Source organism: Janthinobacterium sp. HH106 (assembly GCF_001758725.1).
Taxonomy (GTDB): domain Bacteria; phylum Pseudomonadota; class Gammaproteobacteria; order Burkholderiales; family Burkholderiaceae_D; genus Janthinobacterium.
Genome location: NZ_LRIC01000045.1, coordinates 14,287 through 29,835, shown reverse-complemented (window position 1 = coordinate 29,835; position 15,549 = coordinate 14,287). Strand labels below are relative to the sequence as shown.

Annotated in this window: 16 protein-coding genes; 10 read left to right on the top strand and 6 right to left on the bottom strand. The window is 63.3% G+C overall.

What is annotated here, in order from left to right; all coding sequences use genetic code 11:
* Window positions 1-52 precede the first annotated feature (52 nt).
* Together JAB8_RS16945 and glpK are read left to right on the top strand one after the other, a co-directional pair.
* Window positions 53-1,780 carry an extracellular solute-binding protein gene (locus JAB8_RS16945; RefSeq protein ID WP_034779106.1) on the top strand — a complete coding sequence of 576 codons (1,728 nt, stop codon included), beginning with the start codon at window positions 53-55 and terminating at the stop codon, window positions 1,778-1,780.
* A gap of 83 nt (window positions 1,781-1,863) precedes the next feature.
* Entirely contained in the window at window positions 1,864-3,357 is a 1,494-nt protein-coding gene (glpK, locus tag JAB8_RS16940; RefSeq protein WP_070290695.1) for a glycerol kinase GlpK, read from the top strand.
* A 19-nt stretch (window positions 3,358-3,376) separates the two neighbouring features.
* Here the strand turns inward: glpK and JAB8_RS16935 are convergent, their stop codons facing one another.
* Together JAB8_RS16935 and JAB8_RS16930 are read right to left on the bottom strand one after the other, a co-directional pair.
* The gene (locus JAB8_RS16935; protein WP_070290694.1) at window positions 3,377-3,937 is read right to left on the bottom strand and encodes a YdcF family protein; all 561 of its coding nucleotides are present in this window, start codon (window positions 3,935-3,937) and stop codon (window positions 3,377-3,379) included.
* Between the two features lie 54 nt (window positions 3,938-3,991).
* Window positions 3,992-4,630, bottom strand: a complete 639-nt coding sequence (locus tag JAB8_RS16930; RefSeq protein WP_070290693.1) for a cysteine hydrolase family protein — start codon at window positions 4,628-4,630, stop codon at window positions 3,992-3,994.
* A 112-nt stretch (window positions 4,631-4,742) separates the two neighbouring features.
* Here JAB8_RS16930 and JAB8_RS16925 point away from each other — a divergent pair, with 112 nt between their 5' ends.
* Together JAB8_RS16925 and JAB8_RS16920 are read left to right on the top strand one after the other, a co-directional pair.
* Entirely contained in the window at window positions 4,743-5,711 is a 969-nt protein-coding gene (locus JAB8_RS16925; protein WP_070290692.1) for a helix-turn-helix domain-containing protein, read from the top strand.
* Between the two features lie 136 nt (window positions 5,712-5,847).
* A complete protein-coding gene (locus JAB8_RS16920; protein WP_070290691.1) occupies window positions 5,848-6,756 on the top strand; it encodes a hypothetical protein in 909 nt (302 codons plus the stop codon).
* Here the strand turns inward: JAB8_RS16920 and JAB8_RS16915 are convergent.
* From JAB8_RS16915 to JAB8_RS16900, 4 genes are all read right to left on the bottom strand, one after another.
* Window positions 6,739-7,596, bottom strand: a complete 858-nt coding sequence (locus tag JAB8_RS16915) for a tetratricopeptide repeat protein (protein WP_070290690.1) — start codon at window positions 7,594-7,596, stop codon at window positions 6,739-6,741. The two genes, JAB8_RS16920 and JAB8_RS16915, sit on opposite strands and share 18 nt — an antisense overlap.
* Before the next feature lie 90 nt (window positions 7,597-7,686).
* On the bottom strand, window positions 7,687-8,253 hold the full coding sequence (locus JAB8_RS16910) for a carboxymuconolactone decarboxylase family protein (protein WP_070290689.1): 567 nt from the start codon (window positions 8,251-8,253) through the stop codon (window positions 7,687-7,689).
* Window positions 8,254-8,348: 95 nt separating this feature from the next.
* A complete protein-coding gene (locus tag JAB8_RS16905; protein ID WP_070222194.1) occupies window positions 8,349-8,696 on the bottom strand; it encodes a hypothetical protein in 348 nt (115 codons plus the stop codon).
* A 148-nt stretch (window positions 8,697-8,844) separates the two neighbouring features.
* Window positions 8,845-9,345 (bottom strand): Lrp/AsnC ligand binding domain-containing protein, encoded by a 501-nt coding sequence (locus JAB8_RS16900; RefSeq protein ID WP_070222192.1) that lies wholly within the window; start codon window positions 9,343-9,345, stop codon window positions 8,845-8,847.
* A gap of 106 nt (window positions 9,346-9,451) precedes the next feature.
* Here JAB8_RS16900 and JAB8_RS16895 point away from each other — a divergent pair, with 106 nt between their 5' ends.
* The 6 genes from JAB8_RS16895 (at window position 9,452) to JAB8_RS16870 (ending at window position 15,486) form a co-directional block, all read left to right on the top strand.
* Window positions 9,452-10,741: a D-amino acid dehydrogenase gene (locus JAB8_RS16895; RefSeq protein WP_070290688.1), complete on the top strand. Its 1,290-nt coding sequence runs from the start codon at window positions 9,452-9,454 to the stop codon at window positions 10,739-10,741.
* Window positions 10,742-10,754: 13 nt separating this feature from the next.
* Window positions 10,755-11,864 (top strand): alanine racemase, encoded by a 1,110-nt coding sequence (gene alr, locus JAB8_RS16890; RefSeq protein ID WP_227742002.1) that lies wholly within the window; start codon window positions 10,755-10,757, stop codon window positions 11,862-11,864.
* A gap of 203 nt (window positions 11,865-12,067) precedes the next feature.
* Window positions 12,068-12,625, top strand: a complete 558-nt coding sequence (locus tag JAB8_RS16885; protein WP_070222187.1) for an NAD(P)H-dependent oxidoreductase — start codon at window positions 12,068-12,070, stop codon at window positions 12,623-12,625.
* Window positions 12,626-12,780: 155 nt separating this feature from the next.
* Window positions 12,781-14,355 (top strand): sensor domain-containing diguanylate cyclase, encoded by a 1,575-nt coding sequence (locus tag JAB8_RS16880; RefSeq protein WP_070222183.1) that lies wholly within the window; start codon window positions 12,781-12,783, stop codon window positions 14,353-14,355.
* A 135-nt stretch (window positions 14,356-14,490) separates the two neighbouring features.
* The gene (locus tag JAB8_RS16875) at window positions 14,491-15,036 is read left to right on the top strand and encodes a hypothetical protein (protein ID WP_070290687.1); all 546 of its coding nucleotides are present in this window, start codon (window positions 14,491-14,493) and stop codon (window positions 15,034-15,036) included.
* Window positions 15,037-15,069: 33 nt separating this feature from the next.
* On the top strand, window positions 15,070-15,486 hold the full coding sequence (locus JAB8_RS16870) for a hypothetical protein (protein WP_070222179.1): 417 nt from the start codon (window positions 15,070-15,072) through the stop codon (window positions 15,484-15,486).
* Window positions 15,487-15,549: the final 63 nt, after the last annotated feature.

The following is a 15,549-nucleotide window of genomic DNA, read 5'->3' as shown; positions in this document are numbered from 1 at the left end:
GGAGGCCGGACCGTCAGCAGGCGGCCGGCAATAAAATAAAAGGAGATTCACGATGAAATTGAAGTTCACGGTCTTCGCGGCTGCGGCCATGCTCGTGTCGAACGCGGCCCTGGCCGACGCCAAGCAGGCGCAAACCTGGATCGACAAGGAATTCCAGCCATCCAGCCTGAGCAAGCAGCAACAGCTTGCTGAAATGAAATGGTTCATCGATGCGGCGGCCAAGCTCAAAGCCAAGGGCATCAAGGAAATTTCCGTGGTCTCGGAAACCATCGACACCCACGTCTACGAATCGAAGACCCTGGCCAAGGCCTTCGAGGAAATCACGGGCATCAAGGTGCGCCACGACATCATCCAGGAAGGCGACGTGGTGGAAAAGCTGCAAACGTCGATGCAGTCGGGCAAGAGCATCTATGACGGCTGGATTTCCGATTCCGACCTGATCGGCACGCATTACCGCTATGGCGCCGTGGAACCGCTGTCCGACTACATGGCCGCCAAGGGCAAGGAATTCACGAATCCGGGCCTGGACCTGAAAGATTTCATCGGCATCAGCTTTACCACGGCGCCGGACGGCAAGGTGTACCAGCTGCCCGACCAGCAATTCGCCAACCTGTACTGGTTCCGCGCCGACTGGTTCGCGCGCAAGGATTTGCAGGCCAAGTTCAAGGCCAAGTATGGCTACGAACTGGGCGTGCCGCAGAACTGGTCCGCCTATGAAGACATCGCCGATTTCTTCACCAATGACGTGAAGGAACTGGACGGCAAGAAAGTCTATGGCCACATGGATTACGGCAAGAAAGATCCGTCCCTGGGCTGGCGCTTCACCGATGCGTGGCTGTCGATGGCTGGGGCGGCCGACAAGGGCATTCCGAACGGCATGCCGGTCGACGAGTGGGGCATCAAGGTGGCGGCCGACAAGTGCACGCCCGTGGGCGCGTCGATGTCGCGCGGCGGCGCCACCAATTCGCCGGCGGCCGTGTTTGCGCTGACGAAATATATCGACTGGATGAAGAAATACGCGCCGCCGCAGGCAAACGGCATGAATTTCTCGGAATCGGGCCCCGTGCCGGCCCAGGGCGAGATCGCCCAGCAAATCTTCTGGTACACGGCATTTACGGCCGGCATGACGAAACCGGGCTTGCCGGTCGTCAACAAGGACGGCACGCCGAAATGGCGCATGGCGCCGTCGCCGCACGGCCCGTACTGGAAAGAGGGCATGCAGAACGGCTATCAGGACGTCGGTTCCTGGTTCCTGTTCAAGTCCACGCCCGATGACCGCAAGGCCGCCGCCTGGCTGTACGCGCAATTCGTCACGTCGAAAACTGTGTCGCTGAAGAAATCCATCGTCGGCCTGACCTTTATCCGCGATTCCGACATCCGCCACGATTATTTTACGAAGCACGCGAACGAGTACGGCGGCTTGATCGAGTTCTACCGCAGCCCCGCCCGCGTGGCGTGGACGCCGACCGGCAACAACGTACCCGACTATCCGAAGCTGGCGCAGTTGTGGTGGAAGAACGTGGCCACGGCCATTACGGCGGAAAAAACGCCGCAGGCCGCCATGGATAACCTGGCCGAGGAAATGGACCAGGTCATGGCGCGCCTGCAGCGGGCCGGCATGAAGGCGTGCGCGCCCAAGCTCAATCCCAAGGTCGATCCGAACCAGTATCTGTCGGACCAGCACGCGCCATGGAAAAAGCTGGCGAATGAAAAGCCGAAGGGTGAAACAATTGCCTACGATAAATTATTGCAGGCTTGGAAAGAGGGCAAGGTAAGGTAGTCGTGTAGACTTCTGCCGCCGCTTTCCCGGGGCACGGGCGCATGTCCGTGCCCTTTTTTCACTGTATAGCCGTAGTAGCGACCATGACCAAATACATACTTGCTTTAGACCAGGGCACCACCAGTTCGCGCGCCATCCTGTTCGACCATGCGGGCCGGCCGCACGCCAGCGCGCAGCGCGAATTTCGCCAGATTTTCCCCCAGCCCGGCTGGGTCGAGCATGACGCGGGCGACATCTGGGCCTCGCAAGAGGGCGTGCTGCAGCAGGTGCTGCGCGACAGCGGCGTGGCGGCAAGCGACGTGGCCGCCATCGGCGTGACCAACCAGCGCGAAACGACGGTGCTGTGGGACCGCGCCACGGGCGAACCCGTCGCCAACGCCATCGTCTGGCAAGACCGCCGCAATGCCGCGTTCTGCGAGCTGCTGGTGGAGCAGGGCAAGGCGGACGTGATCCAGCAAAAAACGGGCCTCGTGCTGGACGCCTATTTTTCCGCAACTAAATTGAAATGGCTGCTTGACAACGTTCCCGGCGCCCGCGCCCGCGCCGAACGGGGCGAGCTGGCTTTCGGCACCGTCGACAGCTGGCTGATCTACAAGATGAGCGGCGCCCACTTGACGGACACGAGCAACGCGGCGCGCACCATGCTGTTCAACATTCATACTTTGCAGTGGGACACGGACCTGCTGGCGCTGCTGGACATTCCCGCCTCCCTGCTGCCCGACGTCGTGCCCTCGAGCGGCGTGGCCGCGCATACGCACGCGGCGCTGTTGGGCGTGTCCGTGCCGATCGCCGGCATCGCGGGCGACCAGCAGGCCGCCACGTTCGGCCAGGCCTGTTTGAAACCTGGCATGGCGAAGAATACCTACGGCACGGGCTGCTTCATGCTGATGAACGTGGGCAAGCGCCCGCTGCCATCGAAAAACCGGCTGCTGACGACGGTGGGCTGGAGCCTGGGCGTCGGCAGCGACAAGACTGATTACTTGCTCGAAGGCAGCGCCTTTATCGCGGGCGCGGCCGTGCAATGGATGCGCGACGGCATCGGCATCATCCGCGACTCGTCCGAAGTGGAAGCGCTGGCCACCAGCGTGCCCGATTCGGGCGGCCTCGTCTTCGTGCCCGCCTTCGCGGGGCTCGGCGCACCGTACTGGGACCCGTATGCACGGGGCACCCTGATCGGCATCACGCGCGGCACGGGCAAGGCCCACATCGCGCGCGCCGCATTGGAGGGCGTGGCCTACCAGAACGTCGATGTGTTGTCCGCCATGCAGGACGACGCGGGCATTGCGCTATCCGAGTTGCGCGTGGATGGCGGCGCGGCCCGCAACGACATGCTGATGCAGTTCCAGGCAGACATACTCAATGTCCCCGTGGTGCGCCCCGTGGTGACGGAAACGACGGCCCTGGGCGCCGCCTACCTGGCGGGTCTGGCCGTGGGCTTCTGGGCATCGCAGGAAGAAATCGCCGCCCAATGGCAGGTGGGACGCCGATTCGAGCCGAAGATGGCGGCCGACGAACGGCTGACGCGCTTGCATAAATGGCAGCGCGCGGTGGAGCGCTCGCGCGACTGGAGCGAGTGAGTCAGGGAATAAGCCAGGATCAATGGCGCATGAAATACACGGCATAGCCCACCGTTTCGCGCGGCACGGAATACAGGTCGCGCAGCTCGAAATAGGGCGCGTGCACGTGGCCGCTGACGGTGATGCCGCTGCGCTCCAGCGCCAGCCGGAAGCGGGGCACGTGAAAGTATTGCGTGGCCACCATGGCCGTGTGCCAGCCGTGTTGGCGCATCAGGGCCGCAGCGTTGCGGGCCGTGGCGTCCGTCGTCCAGCCTTGATTATCCTCAATGATGGCGCCGGCCGGCACGCCGCGCTTGAGCAGGTAGCGGGCCATAGCCGCGGCCTCGTCGAACCCTTCCTTTCCCGTCGCCCCGCTGACGAGGATGCGCGGCGCCCTGCGTTCCTGGAACTGTGTGAGCGCCGCGTCGAGCCGCGCCTGCAGGCGGGGGCTGGGCGTGCCGTCGGGCAGGATCGTGTTGCCGGGCACGACGATCACGTCGGCCGGGGCCAGCTTGTCGTTCAGGCCCGCCAGCATCAGGGCAGCGGTGGCCAGCAGGAAAACACCAGCAGTCGTCAAGCCCAGCACAGTTATTTTTCGCATCGTTCATCATCAAGTTGGGAATGGACGCATGATACCCGTCCATTCCCGTCGGCGTCAGTTCGCCTGCGCCTTGCGTGCGCGCTGGTTCGACAGATAAATATTGTCTTTTTCCAGCGGCTTGCCTGCGCGCACGGCATCGAGCCAGTCCTGCGTGCTGACGACGGCGGCGAAATTCGAGTGGAACACCGTGCTGAAGACGCGGTGGATTTCCTCGGCGCTGGCCGTGCCGCCCGCATTGGCGTAGGGGAGGGTGCCGGTGGCGTCCTGCAGGAACTCGACTTGCAAGCCGTCGTGCGCGGCCTGGTAGATGGTGGCCGCGTCGCAGTTGTGCGTCATGTAGCCGATTACCGTCAGGGTGTCGATGCCGTGGCTCTCCAGCCAGGCGCGCAAGTCCGTGCCCGCAAACGCGCTGCCCATGCTCTTGTTGAGGCGGTGATCGGCGGAAAACGCTGCCACTTGCGGATGCAGCTGCCAGCCGTCGCTGCCTTTTGCAAAGATGGGAGAAGCTTCCGGCGCATCGTGCTGGACGACGATGACGGGCACGCCGGCGGCGCGGGCGGCGGCCATGGCGGTGACGATGTTCGGCAGGGAAATCTCGATGGACGGATATTCGATGGGCATGTCGCCCGTGAAGTATTCGTTTTGCACGTCGATGACGAGCAGGGCGCGGCGCGGTGCGGTAGTGTTGGACATGCGTGACTCCTGAATGGTTGAAAGAGGAAGGACTTCCCCGATACAGTCATTTTCAAGCCGCACGGCATAAACAAAAAGTGGCCCGAAGGCCTATCTGCGATAAAATCGGGCCATGCCTACTTTTCCAGCTTCTTCCCCCTTGAGCGTGGCCGTGATCGCCTTCGACGGCATGACGCCATTCCACTTGTCCGTGCCTTGCCTCGTGTTTGGCGCCCAGACGGACGAGGCCGATCTGCCTCCTTTCCACGTGCGCGTGTGCGCCGCCGATCCCGTGCCCTTGCGCACGGCGGCCGGCTTCGGCATCACGCCCGAGTTCGGACTGGAAGGATTGGACGGCGCCGATATCGTCATCATGCCGGCCTGGCACGACGATTGCCGCGAAGCGGCGCCATCCCTGGTCGCGGCCTTGCAGGCGGCCAGCGGGCGCGGCGCGCGCATGGTGGGCCTGTGCCTGGGCGCGTTCCCCCTGGCGCAGGCAGGCTTGTTGGATGGCAAGAGCGCCGCCACGCACTGGGGCATGGCGGACCGGCTGGCGGCCCGCTATCCCAGGGTCAGGGTAGACCGGGAAGTGCTGTACGTGGACGATGGCGCCGTGCTGACGTCGGCCGGCGTGGCGGCCGGCCTCGATTGCTGCCTGTATCTGCTGCGCCAGCTGGCGGGCGCGGAGGTGGCCAACCGGGTGGCGCGCCGGCTGCTGGTGGCGCCGCACCGCCAGGGCGGGCAGGCGCAATTCATCGAGCGCCCGCTGCCCGTGTCCGGCAGCGAAGGACGCTTTGCCGAGGTGCTCGCCTGCGTGACGGCCAGCCTGGGCCAGGCGCACAGCATCGACGCGCTGGCCGAGCGGGCCGCCATGAGCCGGCGCAATTTCACGCGCCACTTCCGCCAGGCGACGGGCACGTCGTTCAAACAGTGGCTATTGAACCAGCGTCTGGCGCATGCGCAAAGCTTGCTGGAAAAAAGCGCGGCCTCGATCGATGTCGTGGCGCAAGAAGCCGGCTTCGGCACGGCCCTGTCGCTGCGCCAGCATTTCCGGGCCAGCTTGCAGACGTCGCCGTCGGCGTATCGCAAGCTGTTCCGGTAGCGCTTGGCCGATGGCGTGGCCTGAGTCCGGACACGGCCCTTCTTGTTGTTAATTAATGAAGTGCATTTCTAGTTGTGCTGGGATAATATTCACGCGGATTTTATATATTGACATCACCCAGCCGAAAGAGACGCGCTTGAAAAACCTATTTCCCATCACTGCACTGGCCTTCTTCCTGTTCTCAAACACGGCGCTTGCCCAGACCGGCAAGGACTGCACCGCCATCGTCCGGTCCGCGCAAGACGCGGCAGACAGGGCGGACTGGGTGATCGATGGCGATGTCGTCGATGTCGTGCGCATGCATTCGGACCCTGAGCGCCTTCATGTCAGCATTGACAATGCCAAGGTTGAATACGAGCTTGAGCGTTCGCCCCGTTTCTTCAGTGCCATGCTGATCGCCGATGCGTGTTTTTCAGAAAGCGAAAGCGCAATACCCGTGCGGGGTAAGGCCGCCGCCAGTCAGCTCGTCGGCAAGCGCATGCGCTTTTATGGCACAAAACTGACAGCAGGCGGGGGACGCCGCTTTTTCTTCGTGCAAGCCGTCGCCCCGGCCATGCCTGCCATTGCCGTGGTGCGCAAGGAATATACGGATAAAAAACAGCTGCCTATCGCTGCGCCGTTCGATGCGCAGGGCTGGACCCGGGCACGCTCGGCAGATGGCGGTTTTTCAGTGGACATGCCCGGCCCTTTTTCCGATATGACGAAGGGCAGTGGCGGGCAAGCGGCGTTCATGCTGCGTGGAACCGATCATCATGGCTCCACGTTCATGGCTGTGTTTGAACGGTCCGGTCCAGGTTCGAGCATGGGCGCAACGTTTGACGAGGCATATTTCAAGCCGAATGCCAATGTCACCAGGTTCAAGGGCGCCGATGCCGTCATCACGCAGGGGACTTTACCTGAAAGCAATGGCGCAAAGATCATGCATGGACTGTGGTTCCGTGTGCCTGGTGGAACGTATATGTTGAGCATCATTGCCGACAAGGAGCATGACGCGCAGTCGCTCGCATCCCGACAGCGATTCTTCCAGTCACTGACCTTTGAATAGCATCATCGCTGGGTCCCGGCTGCCGTTGGGCAGCTGCGCGCTGACGGCGATTTGCCGCGCGATGAAGGCGGTCTGGTCAAATTCGTAGCGTTCCTGGAACGAGACGGTTTCCGCGCTCATCAGTTCGGCATACGTCTGCATCAGGGTCGAGGCGGAAAGGTAGTTGCCTTGCTCCAGATAGGTGTCGATGGCGGCCAGCAGCACGGGGTAATCGACATTGTCCTTGCTGCCGCCGAAATTGAACGACAATTGCCCGCAGGCGCGCCAGATGGGGTCTGGTTCCCCATCCGGCACCGGCTGCGTGCGCAGCCATTGCAAAGCCTTCAATGGCGGGCCGCCAAACGATGGTGGCGATATGATGGCCTGGATGGCCACCTTGACGGCCTCTTCGATTCTTCCCGCGCGCACGTACTGGCCATGCAGCAGCACCAGCGCGTCCGTATATTCGGGAACGATGGCCAGCGCCGCTTCCAGCAGCGCGACGGCCGCTGCGGGATTGCGCTGCGCAATCAATTCCTTGGCCTCCAGGAACGCGGCGCGCGGGGAAGCGGGGTCGTCGGCCAGCGATGGTGTGGCGACGTACTCGTCTTCCGCCGTGGCGTAGGCTTGCAGGAACGCCGCCAGGCTGGAAAAGTGCGGCTGCAATCGCCACTCGTCGTGCCACGTTTCGACGACGATCGGTTCGTACGCTTCGCGGCCGATGGGCCAGTACAGGCCGAACGTATCGCCATTGCCCAGCGCCCCTTCGGCGAACGGGGTGAAGCCGAGCGGTGGATACGCAGTCGTGTGTTGCCAGTCTTGTTCGACAGAGATGTGGGCGAGGTTTGCAGGTAGTTGCATGGAGGTTGCAGAGGATAAAACGCCAGTGTAGAGCAAGAGCGCATCCGCCGGCGTTCCCCATCGCAGGGGGCAAGTGAGGGGGCAGGCCCTTCAGTCGCGTTCCGGCACCGGCACGTTGAAGCCGTTCAAGGTGGTCGAGACCAGCGCGTACAGGCCCACCAGGTAGATCAGTTCGTTGGTGCCGTGCTGGCCAAAGGTGGCCAGCGCCAGGCGGTACAGCGGCTCCGGCAGCGTGCCGCCGCCGCTGAGCGCGTAGGCCAGGTCGTAGGCGATGCTCTCATGCTGGTCCAGGTCGACGGGCTTGACGTCGGCCACCAGCGTGGCCAGGCGCTCGGCCGACATGCCTTCGCGCTCTGCGACAGCGATGTGGGCATAGATTTCATAGGCAGCGTTGTAGCGCGCGCCGACCACCAGGATGGCAATCTGGCGCACGTTATCGGGCAGCGTGGCGTTGGCCGTCATGGCCAGGGTCAGCTCCCAGATGGCCTTGCCGATGGCCGGTTCGTGCAGCCACGGATTCCATGGCCCCATCAGGGCGCCGTCTTCGCGCACGGCGATGAAATCGTTGAAATTGCTGGTGATGCCTTTGCGCATATCGTCGTACAGCGGCTGCTGTTCGGGCGTCAGGTCTTGCGGAGCGATCAGGGGCAGGCGCATGGGAACTCCTTGCTGGGTAGGTGAGCGGTGGGCGGCGGGAGCCAGCAGCCAGTATAGCCAGCCAGCGTGGCAGGCGGCGCCCGTTCGCTGTGCGCCTACTTGCGCGGCTCGTGAATGCGGAATTTCTTCACGACACCCGCCTGGTCGAACATGACGGCCACTTCGCGCGTGCCTTTTTCGCCCAGCAGGGGGATCAGCCGCGTCACCTTGGGCGCTTGCAGCTGGTTCTTGTAGACCCAGACTTCATAGCCGGGATCGAAGCTGACGACGGTGGCGTTGCCCAGGGCCGCGTCGAGGTCGAGGCGGGTGGTCTTGCCGACCTTGATGTTTTGATAGATGGCGCCGTTGTCGGGCGCGCGGTTGACCTTGTATTCACTGGCGGTGCACATGGCCACGGCCAGGCCCGCGAGGCAGGAAGCTGCCAGTTTGATCAATGTGTTCATAGGGACTCCCGGTGTGCATCACTGCTTCCAATCTCAGAGGGGACGGGCGTGATGTCATGCCGGGAGTGTGCTTGCGTCGCCGCGAATGTGCTACAAAATTATACAAAGGAGCAAAAAATGATGCCGGCGGTGCCGGCTGACGGTACTTTTACCGGTTCTGCAGCACGTCGGTCGACAGTGCCAGGGTTTCCTTGATTTCTTCCATCACCACATAGCTTTTCGATTGCGCGGCGCCCGGCAGCTGCAGCAGCATGTCGCCCAGCAGCTTGCGGTATTCGGCCATTTCATGGATGCGCGCCTTGATCAGGTAATCGAAGTCGCCCGACACCAGGTGGCATTCCTGCACTTCGGGAATCTGCAGCACTTCGCGGCGGAATTGCTCGAAGGCGGACGCTGACTTTTGATTGAGAGTAATCTCTACAAAGACGAGCAGCTTCGCGCCCAGCGCGGCCGGGTTCACCTTGGCGTGGTAGCCCGTGATGACACCGTCGCGTTCCATGCGCTTGACCCGCTCGATGCAGGGCGTGATGGACAGCCCCACCTGTTCGCCGAGGTCTTTCATCGAGATGCGGCCATCCTGCTGCAGGATGCGCAGGATGTGGCGGTCCAGCTTGTCGAGGCCACGTGCCGATTCTTTAAGGATTCTCATGATTTATTGCTGAATATCTCGATTTATACGTGAACAAATACTGGCTCTTTCCCAATATGATAGCGGTTAATCTGGCGTCAGCCTAAAAAAATATAATGAGGAAACTATGCGTATCGTGATTCTGGGTAGCGGCGTCATCGGCGTCACCAGTGCTTACTATCTGGCCAAGGCAGGACATGAAGTGACCGTCATCGACCGCCAGCCGGGCCCCGCACTGGAAACCAGCTTTGCGAATGCGGGGCAAATCTCGCCCGGCTACGCTTCGCCATGGGCTGCGCCCGGCATTCCCCTGAAAGCCGTGAAATGGATGATGCAGCGCCACGCGCCGCTGGCCATCTCGCTCGACGGCAGCGCCGCCCAGCTGAAATGGATGTGGCAGATGTTGCGTAATTGCACACCGGAAGCGTATGCCGTGAACAAGGAACGCATGGTGCGCCTGGCCGAGTACAGCCGCGACTGCTTCAAGGTGCTGCGCGCCGAGGCCGGCATCACGTATGAAGGCCGCCAGCAAGGCACGATGCAATTGTTCCGCACGGAAAAGCAATACAACGACGCCGCCAAGGATATCGAAGTGTTGAAAGACGCGGGCGTGCCGTACGAAGTGCTGCAGCGCAACGAGTTGTCGCGCGCCGAGCCGGCCCTCGAAGCCGTCGAGGACAAGCTGTTCGGCGGCCTGCGCCTGCCCAACGATGAAACGGGCGATTGCCAGCTGTTTACCACGCGCCTGTCGGAAATGGCCGAGGCGCTGGGCGTGAAGTTCCGCTATGGCGTCTCCATCGATGCATTGCTGACGCAGGGCGATGAAATCGCCGGCGTGCAATGCGGCGCGGAAATCGTCAAGGCCGATTCCTATGTCGTGGCGCTCGGTTCCTACTCGACGGGCTTCATGAAACCGCTGCTCGACATTCCCGTGTATCCATTGAAGGGCTATTCGATCACCGTGCCCATCGTCAACGCGGCCAAGGCGCCCGTGTCGACCATCCTCGATGAAACCTATAAAATTGCCGTGACGCGTTTCGACGACCGCATCCGCGTGGGCGGCATGGCGGAAATCGCCGGCTACAACCTGAACCTGAACCCGCGCCGCCGCGAAACCCTGGAAATGGTCGTCAACGACCTGTTCCCCGGCGGCGGCAACACGGCCGAGGCGACGTTCTGGACGGGCTTGCGCCCGATGACGCCGGACGGCACGCCCATCGTCGGCCGCACGCCGCTGCGCAACCTGTTCCTGAACACGGGCCACGGTACCCTGGGCTGGACCATGTCCTGCGGTTCGGCGCAATTGCTGGCCGACCTGATGTCGTCGAAAAAGCCGGCCATTCTGGCCGACGACCTGTCCGTCAGCCGCTACAGCGGCGCGCAGCGCGGCGGCAAGTTGCAATACGCGGGAGCCTGAGATGGCGGGAAGCATGCCTCCAAAGGAACGTAGCGGCGCCATCCTGACGGTGGACCTCGATGCCGTGCGCGCCAACTACCGCTTGCTGCGCGACAAGGCGCACCCGGCCGCCTGCTCGGCCGTCGTGAAATCCGATGCGTATGGCCTGGGCGCCGCGCAAGTGGGCGCGGCCCTGTATGAAGAAGGGTGCCGCCATTTCTTCGTGGCCCACCTGGAAGAGGGCATCAGCCTGCGCCCGCACGTGGCGCCGGACGCGGCCATCTTCGTGCTGCACGGCCCGCCCGTCGACACGGAAGGCGAATTCACGGCCCATGGTCTGACGCCCGTGCTCAACAGCGAGCCGCAGGTGGCGGGCTGGCGCCGGCACGCAGCAGCGCTGGGCACCACCCTGGACGCCATCGTGCAGGTGGACACGGGCATGTCGCGCATGGGCTTGTCGCCGCAGGAAATCGACGGCTGGCTGCTGGACCCGCACTTTCTCGACGGCATCAATGTGCGCTATGTCATGAGCCACCTGGCTTGCGCCGACGAGCGCGCCAACCCGATGAATGGCGAGCAACTGGCCCGTTTCATCGCCATTCGCGCCCGTTTGCCGCAGTACCGCGCCAGCCTGGCCAATTCCTCGGGCATCTTCTTGTCGCCCGATTACCACTTCGACCTGGTGCGCCCCGGCGCGGCCCTGTACGGCATCGGACCGCAGGGCGGCGAACCGAATCCGCTGCGCTCCGTGGTGCGGCTGCAAGGCAAGGTGTTGCAGACACGCACGATTGCCGCCGGCGACCACGTGGGCTACAGCCGCCGCTACACGGCCAGCGAGCCGCGCCAGGTGGCCACGGTTTCCGTCGGCTACGCCGATGGCTGGCTGCGCAGCATGAGCAACCAGGGCCTGGCCATTGTCGATGGCGTGAAAGTGCCGCAGATCGGCGCCATCTCGATGGATTCCATCACCCTGGACGTCAGCGCCATCGCCGAGGAACGCGTCGCGCCGGGCAGCCTGGTCGACCTGATCTGCGCCGAACACCCGGTCGATGCCGTGGCGGCCATGGCCAATACCATCGGCTACGAGGTATTGACGAACCTGGGCGGACGCTACTACCGCGAGTACCGGGGCCTGGCACGTTAGCGCACCTGCCAAAACGCCCATGGCGTTGTTGCCTTGCCTTGCCGTACATTCGTACTGTCTTCGGCAAGGCGCCTAGCCCTGAGCATTTTTTCAGGTGCCTGGTTTCGCACGCTAGGCAGCGCGAAACCGATGATTGTGTGGCAAGATAGCCCTGACGTGCATCGCACCTCAGGGCTTTTTTTTAACCATCATCGGGGATTTCTATGAGTCAATATAACGTTGCTATCATCGTCGGCAGCCTGCGCAAGGATTCCTTCAACCGCAAGCTGGCCGACGCCATCATCAAGCTGGCGCCGCCCGAGTTTTCCTTCAAGCACATTGAAATCGGCGATTTGCCGCTGTACAACCAGGATGACGATGGCGCGCAGGCCGAGCAGGTGCTGCGCCTCAAATCCGACATTTCCGCATCGCAAGCCTTGCTCTTCCTCACCCCCGAATACAACCGCTCGATCCCCGGCGTGCTGAAAAACGCCCTCGACCACGGCTCGCGTCCGTATGGCCAGAGCGTGTGGGGCGGCAAGCCCGGTGCCGTGCTCGGCGTGTCCGTCGGCGCCACCGGTACGGCCCTGGCGCAGCAGCATTTGCGCAATGTGCTCGCCTACCTGGACGTGCCGCTGCTGGGACAGCCTGAAATGTTTATCCAGGCCAAGGACGGCCTGTTCGACGAGCACGGCGGCATCGGCCCGGCCAGCCTCGGTTTCTTCCAGGGCTGGATGCAGCGCTACGTGGACTGGGTCCGCAAGCACGCCATCCACGCTTGATTCCACGCTTGATGCAAGTCAAGGCGGCAGCGCTCAGCGTTGCCGCTTGTTCACATTCTTTGACCAACGATGCCAGGATTTCAATATTGGCACGGCTGTCTCGGTATAATGCGCCCTTTCTGTAGCGCAATACTTTCCAATTTCCTGCCGACTCCATGTGGACTAAACCTGTTCCGCGCATGAACTTGCGCCGTTTGATCGTGCTCGTGGCCTTTGCCAGCGCCCTGGTGTCCCTGGCCAACACCTTCTATGCCAGCTATAGCGTGCAGCGCCAGCTGCTGATCGATACCACCCTGGAAGCGAACCACGCCTACGCGAGCAAGCTGGCCAGCACGGCCGAGGATTTCCTGCAGTCGGCGCGCCAGCAGCTGGCCTACAGCGCCGGCAGCCTGCCGTCGCGCATGGGCGACGAGCAATGGCTGACGGACGAGGCACAGCGCCTGCGCCTGCAAACGAACAGCTTCAATTCCGTGCTCATCGTCGATGCCCAGGGCAAGGTGCTGGGCGTGTCGCCGGAAACCCTGGCCCTGAAAAACCGCACGCTCGACTCGGCCGGCGCCGCGCAGGCGCTGCGCGAACGGCGCCCGCTGGTCACGCAGCCGTACATATCTTCGGTCGGCAATCTGGTGGTGTTCATCTCGCATCCCATCCTTGGCAAGGATGGCCGCTACCTCGGCTACGTGGGCGGCAGCATCTACCTGAAACAGAAAAACATCCTGTACACCATGCTGGGCCAGCATTATTACCGCGACGGCTCCTACCTGTACGTGGTCGACCAGAACCGGCGCCTGCTTTACCACCCGGACCCCGAGCGCCTGGGCCACGTGGCCGGCCGCAATGACGTCATCGACACCATCATCGCGCAGCGGGGCGGCGGCAACCGGCGCATGCATAACAGCCTGGGCGTGGACATGCTGGCCGGCTACGCCGTCATGCCGTCGACGGGCTGGGGCATCGTGGCGCAGCGTCCCACGGCCATGACCCTGGCCCCGCTGAACCAGCTGATGGCCAATACCGTATGGCATTCCCTGCCGATCGCCTTGCTGAGTTTGCCATTCATCTGGTGGCTGGCCAGCCTGATTTCGCGGCCCCTGATGCAACTGGCCGAGGGGGCGCGGCGCATGGATGTGCCCGGTACGAGCGAGCACATCGCCTCCATCCGTGCCTGGTATGTGGAGGCGGCGCAGATCAAGAAAGCCTTGTTGAAGGGCCTGGCGTTGTTGCAGAACAGGATCGGCAAGTTGAAGACCGACGTGGAGACGGACCCGCTGACGGGCCTGTCGAACCGGCGCGGCATGGCGGCGGCGCTCGACGTCTGGCAGGCGCAGGCGCGGCCGTTTTCCGTCATCGCCATCGATATCGACCATTTCAAGCAAGTCAACGATAAATGGGGCCATGCCGTGGGCGATGAAGTCATCCTGCGCCTGGCGCAGCTGATGCGCGCCTGTTCGCGCGATGCCGACGTTCTGTGCCGCAATGGCGGCGACGAGTTCATCATGCTGCTGCCCGATGCCGACCTGGACGTGGCCATGCAGGTGGCCGAGCGCCTGCGCGCCAAGGTGGCCGCCGCCGTGATTCCCGGCGCGGGCGCCATCACGGTCTCGCTGGGCGTGGTGGCATCGTCGCACGGCGAGCGCAGCACGGACGCCGTGCTGCTGGCCGCCGACGCGGCCCTGTACGTGGCCAAGGAAAACGGGCGCAATTGCGTGGGCATCACGGAACCCGCCTGACAGGCGTGCCGCGCGGGATGAACTGATCCGTTGTTTTCTGTTGCATCTGAGCCTGTCCCGTTTGCCCGACAGCGCTTACCATATGGCCCTGATGGTGTACAACGGGGACAATGTGCATGGCAACGGTGAATATTGATGACGTTTGAGCAAGAACTTGGCATCCGCTGCGAGGTGGGTGATCAGCCCCACCCGCTGGCCTTGCTCGACTGCCGCGAACTCAATTACGGCCAGCACAGCGTGCTGCCGCTGCACCCGTTCCGCCTGAGCGTGCCGGAAGCGGCGCTGGCGGGACTGCTCGACGAACCGTTCAACAGTTTCGTGCAGGATTGCCGCGAAGACGATCTGCAGTACGAGGAAAGCGACTTGCCCGAGCTCAGGGACGCCGGTTACCCCGACATCACGGCCATGCTGGCGGGTCACCGGCCGCTGCTGACCGAAATGATTGACCACTTCATGGTCGGCGACCTGATGTGGGCCATCGGACGTGCCAGCGGCTACTGCCGGCCCCGCGCCCGTTGCTTGGGCGACGTGGAGGCGGCCGATGGCCGCGCGTACTTTACCGTCAATAAAGTGGAGAAAATCTATTTTGCCGATGGCCAGCTCATCCTGGAAGGGCAGGGCTATTACGGCGTCTACGTCATCTGGCTGACGCATGGCCGGCGAGATCAAATAGGCACTTGACCTTCCTCATGTGGGAAGGTTTATAGTCGTGCTATGAACCGTGCCTTTTTCCGCTTTCTCGCCCGCTCGCTGCTCTGGCTGCTTGCCGTCACCTTGCCCTTGCAGGGCTTTGCGTCGGCCATGCGCAGCTGCTGCGTGGACGAGCGGGCGGCAGCGGTCACGGTCGCTGTCGAGGCCATGCAGGCGCCCCAGTGCCATGGCATGGCCGACATGCAGATGCAAGGCCAGCCGCTGCACATGGCCATGGACGATGGCGGCGCCGGCCACCCTGGCCACGATTGCAGCAACCATGGCGCCTGCACGGTGGGCGCCACGGCGCCGCCCGGCATGCCTGCCGTGCACGCCTTGACCCTGCGCGCGCCACCCCCGGCGCTGGCGCCCGATTCCCTGTTCGCCGGGCATATCCCCTCCGGCCCTGAACGTCCCCCGAGAAGCACGCGCTCCGCCTGACCGCCCGTTGAACCTGGCGGTGCCGCCGTCGCACGTCCCTGCACGTTGCTTTGGCCGCGCCAG